The organism is Alteromonas sp. 76-1 (genome assembly GCF_900654235.1).
Taxonomy (GTDB): domain Bacteria; phylum Pseudomonadota; class Gammaproteobacteria; order Enterobacterales; family Alteromonadaceae; genus Alteromonas; species Alteromonas naphthalenivorans.
This window is the reverse complement of the sequence record NZ_LR136958.1, coordinates 1,599,326-1,617,237: the sequence shown is the minus strand read 5'-3', so window position 1 is coordinate 1,617,237 and position 17,912 is coordinate 1,599,326. Positions and strand designations below refer to the sequence as shown.

Genomic DNA, 17,912 nt, shown 5'->3' with positions numbered 1-17,912 from the left:
CTAAGCATTTAACTGTAGGAATCTGTTATGAAAACAACTTATAAAATACTGGCCAGCGTTTGTGCGCTATACAGCGGCGTAGCGTTATCCAACGCAGCTAATGCAGACGATGGTCTACCACCGCTAAGTCTTGATGTAGAGAAAGTTACGGTATCTGGCCTTTCCGCTGGCGGATACATGGCGACGCAATTTCATATTGCACACAGTGATTGGGTAAAGGGTGCAGGCATCATTGCTGCCGGGCCGTATTATTGTGCGCAAAATGACATCACCACTGCATTAAACCAGTGCGTGAATAAGGTAGATACGCCAATCAATTTAGAGGCACTTTCAAGCGTTGCTGTAGACTATGCAAGCGAAGACAGCATTGCGCCTTTAACGGGCCTCAAAGATGCCAAAGTATGGTTATTTCATGGCACAAACGACGTGCGTGTAACGTCACAAGCCAGCGATTTACTGTACCGCCAATACCAAAGTTGGACAGACACTCAAAATATTGTATACGTGAATGATCAACCTGCAGCACACCACTTCCCTACCTTGAATAAAGGCAGTAATTGCGGCGTTTCAGAAAGCCCTTTTATTGGTAACTGTAATTACGATGCTGCGGGTAATATGTTGAACCACCTGTTGCCCAACTTAACCACGCCCGATGATTCGGTTTCAGGCAAGGTTTACACTATTTCTCAGCAAAAACTTGCGGGCAGCGATGGCGAAACCTTGGCGGAAAAAGGGTTTGTTTTTGTACCCGAAAACTGTGCATCAGGTGAATCGTGCAGCTTACATATTAGTTTTCATGGCTGTAATCAATATGCCGAAGTAGTTGGCAATAGCTATGTAACCAAAACAGGTATCAACCGATGGGCCGATGATAACAATATCGTTGTGTTGTACCCGCAAACTAAAAAATCGTTATTTATGCCATTAAACCCCCAAGGTTGCTGGGATTGGTGGGGATACACTTCAGATGATTATGCAAATCGAAAAGGTGCGCAAATTTCTGCTGTGGCCAATATGATTAAAGGCATTAACACAGGCACTATCAATAAAACAACGACCAATACAGGAGCTGTAAATAATGACTAAGCGAACCGTATTTATAACTGGTGGCGCAAGCGGTATTGGCTTTGGTATAGGACAAGCAATGTCGAAAGCGGGACATCATGTGATTATTGCCGATATTAACGAACAAGCGGCACAGCGTGCTGCGAGCGATATTCTAAAAGAAGGTGGCAGTGCCAGCGCTATTGAAGTTGATGTTTGCAATGCACAGCAAGTAGCCGCTTTACCTGACTTGCTCAAAGGGCAAAAAGTAGATGTGTTAATTAACAATGCCGGTATTCAGCACGTCTCGCGCATTGAAGACTTCCCGCCTGAAAAATGGCAGCAACTAATTAATATAATGCTGGTTGGACCCGCGCTTTTAACCCAAGCGTTTTTACCTAACATGCGCGAGCAAAACTTTGGGCGAATTATCAACGTCGGTTCAATTCACTCACTGGTGGCATCCCCTTATAAATCAGCTTATGTGGCAGCGAAACATGGCCTGCTGGGGTTTGCTAAAACTATCGCTCTTGAAACCGGCGACTGTGATGTCACCATCAACACTCTATGCCCTGCTTATGTAAAAACACCGTTGGTCGAAAAGCAGATTGCCTCTCAGGCTAAAGAAAACAACCTTACAGAAGAAGAAGTGATCAACAAAATAATGCTTGAGCCCATGCCTAAAAAGCAATTTATTAGCGTAGATGAGTTGTCCGACACAGCGGCATTTTTAATGTCGGATAGTGCACGCAATATTACCGGCCAAACCATGGTACTGGATGGCGGCTGGACAGCCCGATAAACGTTACGCTAAGCCTTTCCATTCGTAAAATATCTGTGCTAATGTCCTGACATCAGTAAGGAAAACACATTAGCACCACATGCCCTATCAAACCGTTGCTTTAATTGGTAAACCTCAACACGCTGCTACGCACGACAGCTTAAATCTATTGGCTCAATACCTCACCGCAAAAGGCTGTGAATTATTGGTTGAAGAGAGTATTTCAAAAGAATTAGAAAGTGATAACCATCGCGCATGCAACTTAGTGACTATTGGTAAAGAAGCCGACCTTGCCGTAGTAGTAGGCGGTGATGGCAGTATGCTAGGTGCAGCAAGGGTATTGGCACGCTTTGATATCCATGTAGTAGGCGTAAACCGAGGCAACTTGGGTTTTTTAACCGATATCCACCCTGATGAAATTGTTCAGCAACTTGATCTTATTTTTGAAGGTGAATGCGTAGTTGAAAAACGTTTTTTATTAGATGTGGGTGTGTATCGTCATGAGAAACTAAAAAGTAGCAATTCCGCAGTGAACGAAGTGGTGCTTCACCACGGAAAAGTGGCGCACATGATGGAATTTGAAATTTATATAGATGACCAATTTGTGTTCAGCCAACGCTCTGACGGACTAATTGTTGCGACGCCTACCGGTTCTACCGCCTACTCATTATCGGCAGGTGGCCCTATCATCATGCCTAAGCTTGATGCGCTTACACTTGTTCCTATGTTTCCCCACACACTAAGCAGCAGACCGATTGTGGTAGACGCCGATAGCCAAGTGTCGATGAAAGTATCGAAGGTTAACAGCGACTCATTGCAAATAAGCTGCGACAGCCACATTGTACTCCCTGTACTTCCAGGCGATGAAATACGCATTAACAAAAGTGAAGATAAACTTTATTTAGTGCATCCAAAGGGTTACAGCTACTTTAATGTGCTTCGTAAAAAGTTAGGCTGGGGTAGCAAGCTTTATTAAGTAAAGCGGAAGAAATAAATTAATTTTAGCCCGCCTCTTTACATGCGCAAAATACTGTATATATTTACACATACTGTATAAACATCGAGTATAGTTATGTTAGCGCATCTTTCTATTAGTAACTTTGCAGTGGTTAAGCAACTGTCAGTTAATCTTGAAAAAGGGCTTACTGCCATCACTGGGGAAACCGGTGCCGGTAAGTCTATTGCCATTGATGCTTTAAGCTTGTGCTTAGGCGAGCGAGCTGATGCCAACGCCGTAAGAAGCAACGCGTCTAAAGCAGAAATTATTGCTCATTTTGCATTGGCCACAAATGCGAATGCAAAGCGCTATCTCGATGAGCATGAACTCACCTCTGACGAGGATGAAAACAGCTGTTTTATCCGCAGAGTTATATCGAAAGAAGGCCGCTCAAAAGCTTTTATTAACGGTATTCCCGCGTCACTTCAGCAATTGAAAGGTTTAGGCCAACACTTGCTTGCTATACATGGTCAGAATACTCACCTTCAACTTTTGAAAGAAGATTATCAACGCCAGCTTGTTGATACTGTGGGCAACCACAAAGACAGCCTTTCAAATGTAAAACAACACTTTGCCTTATGGCGTGAAAAGCAAAAAATGCTTAGCGAGCTACAAGCACAAGCTCAGCAGCGTGAAGACAGATTGCAATTGCTTACTTATCAAGTTAGAGAGCTAGACGAATTTGCCTTAGAAGACGGTGAGTTTTCAGAGCTCGAAACTGAACATAAGCGATTAAGCAATGGGCAAAGTTTGCTAGAGCAAGCACAAACTAGTTTTTATCACTTGTACGAAAGTGACGAAGGCAACGCACTGTCTATATTACAAAATAGCATAGACCGTTTGGGCGAACTAGAATCTCACGATGCCAGTTTAAGCCCTATTCTTGTGTTGTTAAATGAAGCGGCCATTCAGGTTGAAGAAGCGGCTGGGGAATTGCGCCACTATTGCGATGACCTAGAAATAGACCCTCTTCGTTTACAGCAGGTAGAAGCTCGGTACGCTAAAGCGATGGAATTAGCACGCAAGCACAGCGTTATGCCCGAAGAATTATTTGCGCATCATCAAACCCTAGCGACTGAGTTTGCTTCGCTAGGCGATCAAGAGTCTTTGTTAACCACACTAGAAGATGAAGTCGATGTGCTTAAAGCGCAATATCTAACGGAAACGAAAGCGTTATCTGAATACAGGGTAAATGCGGCAAAATATTTGGCTAGTGAAATTGAAACACAGATTCATCAAATGAACATGCCTCACGCTAAGGTAGCCATTGAAGTTAATTACGATGAGTTTAAAAAGCCATCAGCTTTAGGCCAAGACTCAGTAGAAATTAAAGTTTCTACTAACCCCGGCCAAGCAGCTGACAAACTAGATAAAGTCGTATCTGGTGGTGAACTTTCAAGAATTGGCTTAGCCATTCAAGTTATTGCCAGCGATAACCATGCGACGCCTACTATGATTTTTGATGAAGTAGATACGGGAATTAGCGGGCCCACCGCGTCGATTGTGGGTGGGTTGCTTCGCCGTTTAGGCAAACAGGTACAAGTCATGTGCGTTACCCATTTACCTCAGGTGGCTGCGCAAGCGCATAACCAACTCTTTGTTACTAAGCTTACCGATGGTGAAAGTACTGAAACACAAATGTTGGCATTAACGAAACAAGATAGAGTGGACGAATTAGCGCGCTTGTTAGCTGGCGACAAAGTAACCAAGTCGGCGCTTGCTAACGCAAAAGAGTTATTGAAAAGCGCGCAATCGAACTAAAATGCAGTTGATTGGTCATACATGTCGATGTAGCATGCCTTCGTGCTTACATTAACGCACCCCACCCGCCTTTATGCTGTTGGGTAACGAAGAAAAAGCAATACTGGACTGATTTACGCATGAAGTTGCAACATTTATTAATAATTTTAGGTTTAACCCTTACATCAAGCGCTTGTTCTAACTGGATTTATCGTATTGATGTGCCTCAAGGTAACTTTCTCGATCAACGAGACGTTTCTAAACTACGCATCGGCATGACTAAAGAACAGGTTATCTATGTACTTGGTAACCCAGTAGTACAAGATTCTTTCGATGATGATACCTGGTACTACGTTTACGATATGAAGCGCGGTATGAAAAAACGCGGTGAAGATTTCCAAAAGCAAATGGTTATCACATTTGAAGACGGCAAAGTAACGTCAGTAGAAGGTGACTTTGAGCTGTCTGAAGATTTCAATACGCCGCTAGACAGTTAAATAGCAATAGTAAGTGCTAACACATACATAGCAATGGAGCGTTTGTTTATTAACAGATTGCTCCTTGCTTGTTAGAGGTTTACACAAGTTGCTTTAGACAAGTTATCCCCTCGATTTATCTGTAGCCCTCACACGTTTAGGAATATATTGATGGAACATGATTTTTGGCACAGCAAGTGGCATAAAAATGAAATTGGCTTCCATGAACCTGAGGGTAATGCACTTTTAGTTAAGTATGCTGATACCTTGTTAGCTACTACCTCGCCGCGAGTATTCGTACCCTTGTGCGGTAAAACTAAGGATATTCATTGGTTGCTTGCTAACGGCTGCGAAGTCGTAGGTGCCGAATTAAGTGAAATTGCGATCACGCAGCTATTTGCCGAATTGGAAATTGAGCCAGAGATCACGACCCTAGGTAGTCTTAAGCTATTTAAAAATGGACCACTAAGTATTTTTGTTGGTGATATTTTTGACTTAACCAACGAAACACTGGGTGGCATAACCGGCATTTACGATAGAGCCGCATTGGTTGCATTGCCTACCGAGCTTCGCGAGAAATATGCAGCGCATATTTGTGATATCACCGAATGCGCCCCCATCCTTTTAATAAGCTTCGATTATGACCAAAGCGTCATTCCTGGCCCTCCGTTTTGCGTTGACGAAACAGAAGTAGCTCGTCTATACAACGCTAGTTATTCTATTACTCTGCTTGAACGTGAACTGCTGGAAGGCGGCCTTAAAGGTAAAGTAGCGGCAGACTCACTAGTCTTCAATCTAAAGCCTGAAGCAAAATAGTAAGTTTAAAGCGCGGTAGCACGGGCTTTAGAACGTGCTCCCTCTTTAGTCATTACCTAAAACATCGCATAACCCAACATTCTCTATTGCGACGTAAGTGCGATAACTTGCTCTAGACCAAATAACAATGCGCCAATTAAGCCTCCTACCAAGGTGCCGTTAATTCGTACCTTTTGAAGATCGCGCCCAATATTTAGCTCAATTTGCTCAGCCATCTCGTTTTCATCCCAACTATTGATAGTGTCTTCAATATGCTTGGTTAAAAAGTCTGCCAACTCGGGTGCCATGTACTTCCCAGCTTCACCAATATGCCGGTCGAATGCGTTCGATAAGCGCTCATCGGTGGTTAAAGAACGGCCTAATTCATTTAGCCAATGTGTCACTTTCGTTTCTGCTTTACCGCTTTCAGTACTCAAAGATTCAAGCATCCGGCTATGTAACGCTACCCAGCTTTTATTTAAAAACGCTTTAAGGGCGGGATCATGAACCAGTTGCGCTTTATAATTATTAATACGCTGCGCCATCGAGTCACTGGTTTGCACTTCGTGTAAAAAGTCACTTACCTGCTCGTCAAACGCATGCCTTAAAGGGTGATTATCATCGGCGTACACGTCATCAAGTACACGAGAAACCGCTTTTACTGCAATAAGTGCTCCCCGCTCACTCAACCAGGTTGAGGGAAGTAATTTTTCTAAACGGTTGTGCTCTGTTTTAAGCCAATCTATGAGTGTGGCGGCAATATATTCCTGCGTCTCAGGCTCACCCATTAATTTAGCAACGTTTCCTAGCAGCTTATCTAGTACAAGCTGATGATGACGCTCTCGGGTAATACTGCTTAACACAGTGGCTATCAGCTGTTGTAAGTCGAGTTGATTAATTCCTTTTTCAGCTGTTTTGCCGATAAAGGCTTTAACCGGTTTGTCATCCACTAAGCGAAGAATACCGGCGAGTGCATCACATAAAAATCGGCTTAATTTTTTCGCATGCTGAGGGTCTTCCAACCATCGCCCCGCCCCTTTTGCAGGTTGACTAGACGCAATTAAATTTTCAATGGCACTAGCATGAAAGAATTTCTCTTTAACAAATAGTGATAGATTTTGCGCTATCACTTTTTTATTGCTCGCGACAATATTGGTATGAGGAATGGGATACCGGGCAGGTATGGGCTTGAATAGCGCTGTTACCGCAAACCAGTCGGCGAGGCCTCCGACTAATGCAGCTTCACTAGCCATTTTTATCAGCCCCAACCATTTAGCACTAGCCAAGCTCGGAACATACACCTGCGTGACAATGGCACTCACGAAAACACCCGCGGCTATCAACAAGCAAATTAATGCATTTTGCTTCGCTCGCTTTAACTGCAAATGTTTGTCGTGCATAAATTACATCCTTTTACCAAGTTCATCTAATATTTGCTCACCATCTTCTTTAAAATAAGGGCCTGATGGCCATGAAGGTAGCAAGTCGAGTACTTTTTCACTAGGCCGACAAAGCCCTACGCCTTTTTCTGTGCAAACTATAGGCCTATTTACCAAAACTGGATGTACCAACATAGCATCAAGCAAAATATCGTCTGATACAGACTCATCCAGTAACCCTAACTCTTCTGCAGGTGACTTTGTTGTCCTAAGTGCCTGCCTAGGGGTTAAGTTCGCAGCTGCAAATAAACCAAGTAACTGAGAACGGGTCCAACCTTCGTTTAAATAATCTACAACAATTGGCGAGTACCCAGCATCTTCAATAATTTTAAGCACGTTACGAGATGTGCCGCAGGCGGGGTTATGGTGAATAACTATCATAATTTATGGCCTTGTAGGAAAAGTGAATTACTGAATTTAGATATTAACAGCTTAACACATATGATATTTCATATTTATTATCATTTGAGGGTGTCCAACCTGCTTGATTTGAGTGTGTGTCAACTCAACTGAGTGGCTGTCGCGTTTGTTTACTGCTCATTTAAGTGTGTGTCCTACATATTCATATTTATTGTTATTTGAGTGTGTCCTACCTGCTTGATTTAAGTGTGTGTCCGACATATTCGAGTGTGTGTCCAATTCTTATGGTTTTTGATTAGTTACCAAAGATACCCTTATTAACAACCTTTTAGAGCGCTCAGCTATTCAAATAGAAATAAGTTGAATGCCGAACAATTGGTGTATTTCGCTATTATCTAGTGAAGTCATAAAAAACTATGATTGAGAGATGACACATAAACCATTAACACATTGATAATTAAATTTTTTTTATCTTGGCATGCTCTATGATAGAAAAACATACATTAATGAGTAATTTAGAACGTTAAACAACACTGAAAAGGCTTCACGATGAAAAAAACACTTATTGCCAGCACTCTATTTTTTGCAGCAACAACATTGCTTTCGGGCTGCGTAATTCATGTTGGTAATGCCAGTGCCCAAGAGGGAGAGGATATAAGTAGCGTGTTTGGGAGTGTAGATGTAGCAGAACATCGCTCGGTAGGCGACCTTTCTTCGGTCAATGGCAATGTATCGATTGAAGATCATGCACAGGCCGAAGATATTAGCGTTGTGAACGGCGGTGTAGAAATAGGTTCTCATGTACGCATTGACGAAATCAACATCGTGAATGGCGACCTTGATGCGGGATCGAATCTGCATGTAACTAACAGTATTGAAACCGTTAACGGTGATATAAACATTGAAAAGCAAAGTACAATTCAAGGCAGCGTAGAAACGGTTAATGGTGATATTCAAATTGTAGACAGCGTAGTTGAGAACAATATTGAAAGTATGAATGGAGACATCACCCTTAAAGGCGATACCTTAGTTAAGGGCGACATTATTTATAAGATGCGTGATGAAGGCTGGCTGGAAAGAAATAGCACAAAACCTAAGCTCACCATCGACGCTGATGTTTCTATCGGCGGCTCAATAATTCTTGAACGCCCTGTAAATATGGATATTGCTAACCTCGCTCTACAAGAAAAAGTGATTGTCAGTTATTCATCTAGCAAGTAAGGTCTTGGTATTATTCCAAATGTAGATTGGCATGAACGAAAAACAGAAAATGTTATCCGGTGAACTCTACTACCCTAGCGATCGTGAGTTAACCGGATTACGCAAGGCCTGCAGAATAAAATTGGACGAGCTTAATGCTACGTGTCAAACAGAACACAAAGCCCGCACTCGTCAATTTAAGGCGCTTTTTGGCACTACGGGCAAACGCCTATACATAGAGTCGTCTTTCAAGTGTGATTATGGCGAAAACATCCATGTGGGTGAAAACTTTTACGCTAATTTTAATTGCGTCATATTGGATGCCGCTAAAGTCACTATCGGTGACAATTGTATGATTGCACCGCAAGTAGGTATTTACACTGCCACACACCCTATCGATCCAACATCTAGACAAACCGGTATCGAGTTCGCGAAGCCAATTACTCTCGGTCACAATTGTTGGATTGGCGGTATGGCGGTAATAAATCCAGGTGTTACCTTAGGCAATAATGTGGTGGTTGCTTCAGGGGCCGTTGTCACCAAAAGCTTTGGTGACAACGTTGTTATTGGCGGTAATCCTGCCAAAATCATTAAGCATATTGACGGTGAAAGTTAACGATACCTACTTAACCTAGATATCGATTAATCCAGCTTAGCGTCAATCCCTCGAACCTTTAATCCCACTTAGGCGCAAAGTCTGGATTAACAATACGCTCACCGTTATCTAGTTCATCGATGCGGGTAATATCATCATCTGTAAGTGAGATATCGGTGTAAGAAAAGTTTTGCGCCAAGTGCTCTTTGCTGGTTGAAGAAGGAATGGTGTTAATCCCTTTTTTATCTAACCATGCCAATACCACCTGAGCAGGACTCGAGTCATGCGCATCGGCTATAGCGTTTAATGTGTCATCCTTCATTACATCACCGACGGCAAATGGCATATAAGCCGTTACGCCGATACCGCGCTCTTCGCAGGCTTGTACAACTTGACGGTTCTGCATAAACGGGTGCAGCTCTATTTGGTTGGTGTAAATCTCTCCCTTACCTAGAATTTTCTCAGCCTGTTCAATTTGATCTATTGTGAAGTTAGACACCCCGATATGGCGCGTAAGACCAACCTCTTTAGCTTGTTTCAAGCGCATCAAGTAATCTTCTAAAGAAATGTCATCACCTGGGTAAGGCCAGTGAATAAGCAGTAAATCAACATACTCAACTTTTAGCTTCGACAAACTCTCGTGAACACTAGGAATAAACTTATCTTCACTTAAAGACTCGTACCATACCTTGGTGGTAATGAATAAGTCGGAGCGTGTAATGCCGCTGGTTTTAATCGCATCGCCAACGAGCTCCTCATTTTTGTATATTTGTGCGGTATCTACATGCCTGAAACCTACATCAAGTGCATCGGTTACAGCATTAAGTGCAGTATCACCTTCCAAACGAAATGTTCCCATTCCTAACTGAGGCATATCTTTCATATCAGTCTCCTTTTTTGTGCACGTTTATCAAATCATTGATGTGTTGTTCCTACGCACTCAAACCTTGAGGAGATCGAATTTACTGAGAAAAGTTAATCTACATTTTTAGACCGTTAACAACTTCACAAAAGTTCGCCCATCTGCATCGAAAATGACTAAAAAGTGGAAAATAACGCAATTAAATCGTATCCTGCTTACCATTAAATATATACCTTGTAGTCCTCATGTTTAACCGCTTTATTCTGCTGATACTTTTATTCTTCCCTATCAGCAACTTAGCTATATCTTCTGAAATTAAGCACCTACGAGTTGGTGTTGAAGCTATGAATTATTACCCCGTGATGGACTTTACAACCCCACAACATCGCGGATTGTTAAGCGATATCATGACCGACTTTGGCAACAGCCATAATATCTCGTTTGAATTCATTCCCCTCCCCTTGCAACGGTTCAATCACTGGTTTGAAGACAATGCCATTGATTTTCGCTTACCTGATAACCCTAGATGGACCCAAAGTGGTACCCCAGGCCTAATTTACGGTGAAGCGCTAATAACCGTATGCGATACCTCGGTTGTGCTTACAGAAAATAGTGATATGACAATGGATGAGATTACTAAACTTGGATTGTTATACGGCTTTACCCCATCCAGCAAATGGCGTGAAAGGCGGGCTGAAGGCACGCTGACTATCGCCAATGAGCGTTCGGTTCGTATTCTTACTCGCATGTTATTGAAAGGATTAGTGGATGCTATTGATTTGAATATTGCGACGATTAAAAGTGAAATGGTATCGTTGGGATTGCCCGAAGATTTAGTGTCGGTCGCAAAGAACGTTCCTGCTGACGGCGTTAAGTATCGTATCTCTACTCAGTCTAAGCCAGAAGTACTCGCTAAACTCAATCACTATGTTGTTGAAAACCGCGAATCAATAGATGCTAAAGCGCGAGAGTATGGTATTGCTGCCGGGACTAATTGCGACTCATTGCATTAAAGTAATGTCTGTTGAGCGCAAGTTCGATTGCTAAGACAGGTGTATACAAAATAATTCTGCAAAAAAAAAACGGGCAATGCCCGTTTTTTCGAATCTGCTATTTCACACTGTTGTTAACGCTTAGGCGTTCTTGCTACCCGCTTTTTAACACCACCATTCTCTTTACGTACCTTGTGTTTTTTCACAGAGCGACGCATACGGCTTAAACGTGCATGATCTAATTTGCCTTGGCGTACATCTACCATGGTTTGTGTTTCTTCAGGTAGTTGCACAATGTCCCGTAGTGAGTTTACATCTTCTAAACCCAGCTCTACCCAAGCTCCCTGAGGTAAACGTTTCTGTAAATCCATAGGCCCGTATTTAACCCGTATCAAACGGCTAACTTGAACACCCTGTGATTCCCACAAACGACGTACTTCTCGGTTACGCCCTTCTTTAAGCGTAACGTTGAACCAACGGTTCATGCTTTCTTCTTCTGAGCCTGGAGGAGCGACTTTACCCGAGATACTTAAAAACTTAGCTTCGCCATCTTCAAGTTGAACACCTTTTTTCAAGGTATTTAGCGTTTGATGCGTTACATCGCCAAAGACACGAACAGCATATTCGCGCTCTACTTCACACTTAGGATGCATCAAACGGTTTGCAAGCTCACCATCGTTGGTAAACAACAATAGGCCGCTTGTGTTCATATCTAAACGCCCTACCGCAATCCAGCGGCCCATGCGAATAGCAGGTAAACGGTCAAACACCGTATCACGCCCTTCAGGATCGTGGCGGCTGCATAACTCGCCTTCAGGCTTGTTATACATTAAAACGCGGCATACAGGCTGTTCAGTTTGACGAGACAACAAATGCCCATCAACACGAATTTGGCCTGTTTCGTCAACACGGTCGCCCAATGTTGCCAATGTACCATCAACAGAAACGCGGCCTTGCTCTATCCAACGTTCCATTTCTCGTCGCGAGCCTAGCCCTTGGTTAGCTAGTACTTTTTGCAACTTTTCAGTCATTTGTATCACTCTTTATTTGCTTGTTTTCGGTCGCACGGTCTGTTACCTCAGACGGTGCCTCATTTAACACCTTAAGCGACGAGGTGGAATCAATACTTTTAGCCATTTCATCAAAGGCATCGGAATTGGGAAGCTCCGATAACGATGAAAGCGAAAAGTAATCTAAAAAAGTACTGGTGGTAGCATACAAAGCTGGCCTGCCTGGCACTTCTTTATGCCCCACTACTTTTACCCATTCTCGTTCTGTGAGTGTCTTCATTATACTACTGCTTACCGCTACGCCTCTTACTTGCTCAATTTCTCCACGAGTAATAGGTTGACGATAGGCAATAAGTGCCAAAGTTTCCATCATAGCGCGGGAATACTTTGGGGCAGTCTCCTGCCATAGTTTGCTCAACCATGGACTCAACGCATCCACAGATTGAAATCGGTAACCACTGGCTACCTTCACTAATTGTATACCCCTAGGTTGATAATCTAAGGTTAGCTCATTAATGACTGTTTTTAAGGTTCTCTCTGCTACCGTGAAGTCACTTAGCACCGTGTCTCTCAACTGCTGAATAGACACTGGAGCATCGGCAACGAATATGGCGGCTTCAACCAGTTGTTTTAATTGAGCTGTTTTTATTTTTTTCATTTTTACTCAACGCTACTGCCTAATTTTACATGAATTCGGGCGTAAGGACCTGCCTGAATACAAAAAATCAGTTGTTCTTTTACCAATTCTAGAATAGCTAAGAAGCATACCACCACACCAGCGCGACCCTCTTCCACCGTGAATAACCCCTCAAGTGGTGTAAATTCACTGGCATTTATCAAACTGAGTATCATCGCCATACGCTCACGTGTACTTAGGGCTTCACGGGCAATTGTATGATGTTCAAATGCCGCCGCCCGTTTCATTGCTCCACTAAACGCGAGTACAATTTCCGCCAGGCTCACCTCAGGCTCAATTCGCACTGGCGCAACACTGTCGGCTGCTAACACATTGGTATCAAATATGTCTCGTTCTAAACGAGGTTGAACATCCAAATCTTCAGCGGCTTGTTTAACGAGTTCATATTCTTTCAGTCGCCTAATAAGTTCAGCGCGTGGATCTTCTTCCTCATCGCTATCGCTGCTACGTTTAGGTAGCAATAACCGTGACTTTATCTCGGCTAAAATAGCGGCCATCAACAGGTATTCTGCGGCCAGTTCTAGCTTTAACGACATCATGGCATCGACATATTCCATATATTGCTTAGTGATTGTCGCCACCGGCAAGGTAATAATATCGAATTTTTGTTTTCGTATAAGGTACAGCAGAAGGTCGAGCGGCCCTTCAAACGTTTCTAAAATAACTTCTAGCGCATCAGGCGGAATAAATAAGTCTTCAGGCTTTTCTATCAACGCCTCACCATGAATAAATGCGAGCGGAAGCGGCTGCTGAATGGGCGATTGCTCACTGCTCATCTGAATATACTATTCAAACGGAGCAGGGTCGCCGGTACCACGGCGCATGATGACAGGGGTATCTTCAGATAAATCAATTACGGTGGTAGGTTGCTCACCCAAATACCCGCCGTGAATAATCACCCCCACCTGCTTTTCTAAATTATCGCGAATAACGTCAGGGTCTGATTCTGCCATGGTATTGCCTGGCAAAATAAGTGAAGTAGACATTAGCGGCTCGCCTAAGGTTTCAAGTAGCGCTAACGCAATGGCGTTATCGGGTACACGAATACCTATGGTTTTTCGCTTTGGATTTTGCAGACGCTTAGGCACTTCACGGGTGGCTTTTAGTACAAACGTGTACGAGCCTGGCGTATTATTTTTAATTTGTCTAAATGCCGTATTATCCACTTTCGCGTAAATAGATAATTCAGACATATCTCGGCACATGAGTGTGAAGTTATGATCTTTACCAATTTCTCGAATGCGGCATAGTTGCTCTAAGGCTTTTTTATCTTCCATCTGACAACCAATGGCATAGCCAGAATCGGTAGGATAAACCACTACCGCCCCTTCACGTATAAGCTCACATGCTTGGTTTAACAAACGTTGCTGTGGGTTTTCAGGATGAATATAGAAAAACTGACTCATGATAATGTCCTGTTCATGCCTATTGCTTGGCTGTTTTTTAACGAAAGAAGGCAGCGAATAACACGCTGCGAACTACTAGCCGCTAATCGTTAATACTAGGTGCAGATTGGTTCACCGCGTCTGCAACCCCCTCAACCACTGGCCAATCGTGCCAAATAGGCGTTAAGTTACTGCTAATACCCAAATTTTTACCTAGCTCTGTCCATCGTGATGGAAAGTGAAAATCTGAGCCTGCCGAGGCTAATAAATTATGGCTAGCGGCGAGTTCATTCACAAGCGCTTGCTTGTCTTTACTAATACCAGGAAACGCAGTTTCAATTGCATCGCCGCCGGCTTCGGCAAATAAATCAACTAATCTACGTAGCCATTTTGCGGTCATGTCGTAATGAACGGGGTGTGCTAGCACAGCTTGACCGCCTGCACCGTGGATCCACTCGATGGCAGTTTCAACACTGGGCCACTCTGCTTTCACCGCTGCACGCTTGCCTTTGCCTAAATACTTTTTAAAGGCTGCGTTCATGGTGCCAACGCCATAGTTATTCACCAGCACGCGAGCGAAATGTGCGCGGGTTACCTGCCCTTCACCGGCTAATGCGATGGCCCGAGGAAGAACCCCTTCAAACCCGCACTTGCCCAACTTTTCCGCTATTTTTTCTGCTCTTACTTTTCGAGTTTGAGCCTGACCTTCAAGTTGCGCTAGAAATGTTGGGTTGGTTCTATCAACATTTAACCCCACAACGTGAATATCGAAACCATGCCAATTGGTGGAAATTTCGACACCGTCAATAATTTTTAACGGCCGTTTTTGTTTCGCCTGCGTGTTATGCGCCGTTTCTAATCCCGCCACTGTGTCGTGGTCGGTAATGGCTAGTACGTCAACCTGCATGGTGTGCGCACGCAGTATAAGCTCCTCTGCAGTGAGGTGCCCATCGGAGAATTTTGTATGGCTGTGGAGATCTATTTTCAAAGGCTTTTCAATAATTGGTTGACACAAAGGTGAATTTGTTTTCTTCTATACGCACAAGTATACAGATTTACGCCTTCGATAACTATCGATGTTCGTACAAGATTGAACCAAACACGAGTTTATTCATGCAATTAATGACAATCACAACTGCAACAACTATTGCTTCTTGGTGGTGGCACTCCCTCGATTAACGGGTGGTGTGCGCATTTGTGCGTGAATAAAACACAAAAGGCCCGTATTTACGGGCCTTTTTTTTATCTTTTTGCAGTCGGAGAGTGGCAAAAATGAGTTTAGCGGAACTGGGCACAACCCCAGGCAAAGTCGAAACAATTGAGCAGGTTGGGCATTACATCGACGACCCTCTTGCAGCCTTCGCACACATTTGTGCCGAACGTCCTAATGCGTTGTTATTAGAGTCGGCAGAAATCGATTCGAAAGACGATTTACAAAGTTTATTAATGGTACAAGCAGCTTTACGCCTAGAGTGCACTGGAAACCGTGTTGACGTAAAAGCCCTTACGGAAAACGGCGCTTCCGTGTTGCCAATATTTAAATCTCAGTGCCCTGATGGGGTAACATGCGTTGACAGTACCGACACATCGGTCACCTTATTATGTGAACCTGCTGATGCGCAGTTAGACGAAGATAGCCGTTTAAAGTCTGCCAGCGTAATGGATACCTTGCGTATTATCGTGAAAAAAATCACGCCTATTCGTCAACATCCCCACGCGCTTTTTTTAGGCGGTGTATTTGCCTATGACATGCTCGCGGGATTTGAATCGCTTCCTCATGTAGAAGATGGCGATAATGATTGTCCAGATTTCGTTTTTTACTTGGCTGAAACGCTTATTACGGTAGATCACCAAACTCGCGAAACCCACTTGATTGGTAGCGTGTTTAGTGGCGAAGATGTAGCCCAGCAATACTTTGGAATTTCCCAGCGCTTAGAATCGTTGCATCAGCAATTGCAGTCTATGCCTGAGACACCCACTTTAACTTCTGGCACTGGTATTGATGGCGCAGGTATTGATGACGCTGTTATCGGTGGAGACATTTCGGTAAGCGTAGATAAAAGTGACGAAGAATTCTGTGACAATGTGCTTGAGTTAAAACAGCACATTCTTGCTGGGGATATTTTCCAAGTGGTTCCATCACGTACATTCTCACTGCCTTGCCCTTCTCCGCTTCTAGCTTATGCGCATTTAAAAGAACAAAATCCCAGCCCTTATATGTTCTTTATGCAAGATGAAGCCTTTACTATATTTGGTGCTTCACCAGAGTCTGCACTTAAATATGAAAGTGAAAGCAACCAAGTTGAAATTTACCCCATTGCTGGTACTCGCCCTCGCGGCAAACGCCCTGACGGCACAATTAATCACGACTTAGACAGTCGCATTGAACTTAACTTGCGTGAAGATAACAAAGAGAAGTCTGAACACATTATGCTAGTCGACTTAGCGCGAAACGATGTGGCAAAAGTAAGCCGCCCGGGAAGCCGCTTTGTAAAAGACTTATTGAAAGTAGACCGCTACTCTCATGTTATGCACCTTGTTTCCCGTGTTGTTGGCCAACTTCGTGACGATTTAGATGCACTACATGCTTATCAAGCGTGCATGAACATGGGCACCTTAGTGGGTGCGCCGAAAGTGAGTGCCGCTACGCTGATTCGTGAAGTAGAACAAAAACGTCGTGGTAGCTATGGCGGCGCAGTAGGCTATATAAACGGACAAGGTGACATGGATACCTGTATTGTTATTCGCTCGGCATTTGTGAAAAACGGCCGTGCTTTCATTCAAGCAGGCGCCGGAGTGGTTTACGACTCTGTTCCACAAGCTGAGGCCGATGAAACCCGTGCAAAAGCGCAAGCGGTTATTAGCGCGGTTACCGCAGCACTCAAAGCGGAAGCGGAGACTCAAGCATGAGTATGACAATGAGCAACAAAACCACCCTATTCTTACTCGATAATGTCGACTCTTTTACCTATAACTTGGTAGATGAATTACGTGCGCTTGATTTAGAAATAAACGTATATCGCAACACAGTGTGCGCAGATATGTTATTTGAAAAAATGCAAGAACAAGCCACCAAGAGCCCAGTTTTGCTAATGCTGTCGCCAGGCCCTGGCGCACCAAGCGAAGCGGGCTGTATGCCAGCTTTACTTGAAAAAGTAGCAGGTACTTTCCCGGTACTGGGTATATGTTTAGGCCATCAGGCCATTGTTGAATATTATGGCGGTATTGTCGGCCGCGCCACGCAAGTTATGCATGGTAAAAGTTCTGCTATCGCCCATTCAGAAAAAGACATGTTTACAGACCTACCACAGCCATTACATGTAGCTCGCTATCATTCGTTAGCCGCACAAACACTACCTGACGCCCTTGAACCCTGTGCGTCTTGTGTTAACGATGATGGAACTGAAACCGTCATGGCCGTGTTTAACAAAACTGATAAAATGCTCGGCTTTCAATTTCACCCTGAGTCGATATTAACGGCCCAAGGTAGTGTGCTGCTGAAGCAAAGCATCGACTATTTAACGCAACAAGGATAAAGC

19 protein-coding genes are annotated in these 17,912 nt (G+C 43.6%); 11 read left to right on the top strand and 8 right to left on the bottom strand.

Annotation, left to right across the window (positions count from 1 at the left end; all coding sequences use genetic code 11):
* The first annotated feature begins 27 nt into the window (after positions 1-27).
* The 6 genes from ALT761_RS06850 (at position 28) to tmpT (ending at position 5,854) form a co-directional block, all read left to right on the top strand.
* On the top strand, positions 28-1,086 hold the full coding sequence (locus ALT761_RS06850) for an extracellular catalytic domain type 2 short-chain-length polyhydroxyalkanoate depolymerase (RefSeq protein WP_129737530.1): 1,059 nt from the start codon (positions 28-30) through the stop codon (positions 1,084-1,086).
* Positions 1,079-1,846 (top strand): 3-hydroxybutyrate dehydrogenase, encoded by a 768-nt coding sequence (locus ALT761_RS06845; protein WP_129737528.1) that lies wholly within the window; start codon positions 1,079-1,081, stop codon positions 1,844-1,846. The genes ALT761_RS06850 and ALT761_RS06845 overlap by 8 nt, the downstream gene beginning before the upstream one ends.
* 79 nt (positions 1,847-1,925) lie before the next feature.
* On the top strand, positions 1,926-2,801 hold the full coding sequence (gene nadK / locus ALT761_RS06840) for an NAD(+) kinase (protein WP_013784764.1): 876 nt from the start codon (positions 1,926-1,928) through the stop codon (positions 2,799-2,801).
* Positions 2,802-2,897: 96 nt separating this feature from the next.
* Positions 2,898-4,583, top strand: coding sequence for a DNA repair protein RecN (recN, locus tag ALT761_RS06835; protein ID WP_129737527.1), 1,686 nt, complete (start codon positions 2,898-2,900; stop codon positions 4,581-4,583).
* Positions 4,584-4,702: 119 nt separating this feature from the next.
* A complete protein-coding gene (locus ALT761_RS06830; protein WP_057792766.1) occupies positions 4,703-5,059 on the top strand; it encodes an outer membrane protein assembly factor BamE in 357 nt (118 codons plus the stop codon).
* Positions 5,060-5,209: 150 nt separating this feature from the next.
* Complete coding sequence (gene tmpT / locus ALT761_RS06825) at positions 5,210-5,854, top strand: thiopurine S-methyltransferase (RefSeq protein ID WP_129737525.1); 645 nt, start codon at positions 5,210-5,212, stop codon at positions 5,852-5,854.
* Positions 5,855-5,937: 83 nt separating this feature from the next.
* On the opposite strand, the gene ALT761_RS06820 is transcribed toward tmpT, so the two are convergent.
* Both ALT761_RS06820 and arsC read right to left on the bottom strand, forming a co-directional pair.
* Positions 5,938-7,233: a DUF445 domain-containing protein gene (locus ALT761_RS06820; protein WP_129737523.1), complete on the bottom strand. Its 1,296-nt coding sequence runs from the start codon at positions 7,231-7,233 to the stop codon at positions 5,938-5,940.
* Positions 7,234-7,236: 3 nt separating this feature from the next.
* Complete coding sequence (gene arsC, locus ALT761_RS06815) at positions 7,237-7,653, bottom strand: arsenate reductase (glutaredoxin) (protein WP_129737521.1); 417 nt, start codon at positions 7,651-7,653, stop codon at positions 7,237-7,239.
* A 528-nt stretch (positions 7,654-8,181) separates the two neighbouring features.
* Here arsC and ALT761_RS06810 point away from each other — a divergent pair.
* Complete coding sequence (locus tag ALT761_RS06810) at positions 8,182-8,853, top strand: DUF4097 family beta strand repeat-containing protein (protein WP_129737519.1); 672 nt, start codon at positions 8,182-8,184, stop codon at positions 8,851-8,853.
* Positions 8,854-8,884: 31 nt separating this feature from the next.
* Positions 8,885-9,448 carry a sugar O-acetyltransferase gene (locus ALT761_RS06805; protein ID WP_129737517.1) on the top strand — a complete coding sequence of 188 codons (564 nt, stop codon included), beginning with the start codon at positions 8,885-8,887 and terminating at the stop codon, positions 9,446-9,448.
* A 58-nt stretch (positions 9,449-9,506) separates the two neighbouring features.
* Here the strand turns inward: ALT761_RS06805 and dkgB are convergent, their stop codons facing one another.
* Entirely contained in the window at positions 9,507-10,310 is an 804-nt protein-coding gene (gene dkgB / locus ALT761_RS06800; protein WP_129737515.1) for a 2,5-didehydrogluconate reductase DkgB, read from the bottom strand.
* A gap of 224 nt (positions 10,311-10,534) precedes the next feature.
* Between dkgB and ALT761_RS06795 the strand changes: the two genes are divergently transcribed.
* Positions 10,535-11,302 (top strand): hypothetical protein, encoded by a 768-nt coding sequence (locus ALT761_RS06795; protein ID WP_129737513.1) that lies wholly within the window; start codon positions 10,535-10,537, stop codon positions 11,300-11,302.
* 113 nt (positions 11,303-11,415) lie between these two features.
* Here the strand turns inward: ALT761_RS06795 and rluB are convergent, their stop codons facing one another.
* The 5 genes from rluB to ALT761_RS06770 all read right to left on the bottom strand — a co-directional run bounded on the left by rluB (position 11,416) and on the right by ALT761_RS06770 (position 15,361).
* Complete coding sequence (gene rluB / locus ALT761_RS06790; protein ID WP_129737511.1) at positions 11,416-12,312, bottom strand: 23S rRNA pseudouridine(2605) synthase RluB; 897 nt, start codon at positions 12,310-12,312, stop codon at positions 11,416-11,418.
* On the bottom strand, positions 12,305-12,949 hold the full coding sequence (gene scpB / locus ALT761_RS06785; RefSeq protein WP_129737509.1) for an SMC-Scp complex subunit ScpB: 645 nt from the start codon (positions 12,947-12,949) through the stop codon (positions 12,305-12,307). Before scpB ends, rluB begins: the two co-directional genes overlap by 8 nt.
* Before the next feature lie 2 nt (positions 12,950-12,951).
* Entirely contained in the window at positions 12,952-13,764 is an 813-nt protein-coding gene (locus ALT761_RS06780) for a segregation and condensation protein A (protein WP_129737507.1), read from the bottom strand.
* Between the two features lie 9 nt (positions 13,765-13,773).
* Positions 13,774-14,394 carry an L-threonylcarbamoyladenylate synthase gene (locus tag ALT761_RS06775; RefSeq protein WP_062086778.1) on the bottom strand — a complete coding sequence of 207 codons (621 nt, stop codon included), beginning with the start codon at positions 14,392-14,394 and terminating at the stop codon, positions 13,774-13,776.
* Between the two features lie 82 nt (positions 14,395-14,476).
* Positions 14,477-15,361 carry a PHP domain-containing protein gene (locus ALT761_RS06770; protein ID WP_129737505.1) on the bottom strand — a complete coding sequence of 295 codons (885 nt, stop codon included), beginning with the start codon at positions 15,359-15,361 and terminating at the stop codon, positions 14,477-14,479.
* A gap of 284 nt (positions 15,362-15,645) precedes the next feature.
* Between ALT761_RS06770 and ALT761_RS06765 the strand changes: the two genes are divergently transcribed.
* Complete coding sequence (locus ALT761_RS06765; RefSeq protein WP_129737503.1) at positions 15,646-17,283, top strand: anthranilate synthase component 1; 1,638 nt, start codon at positions 15,646-15,648, stop codon at positions 17,281-17,283.
* On the top strand, positions 17,280-17,909 hold the full coding sequence (locus ALT761_RS06760) for an aminodeoxychorismate/anthranilate synthase component II (protein WP_372339248.1): 630 nt from the start codon (positions 17,280-17,282) through the stop codon (positions 17,907-17,909). The genes ALT761_RS06765 and ALT761_RS06760 overlap by 4 nt, the downstream gene beginning before the upstream one ends.
* Positions 17,910-17,912: the final 3 nt, after the last annotated feature.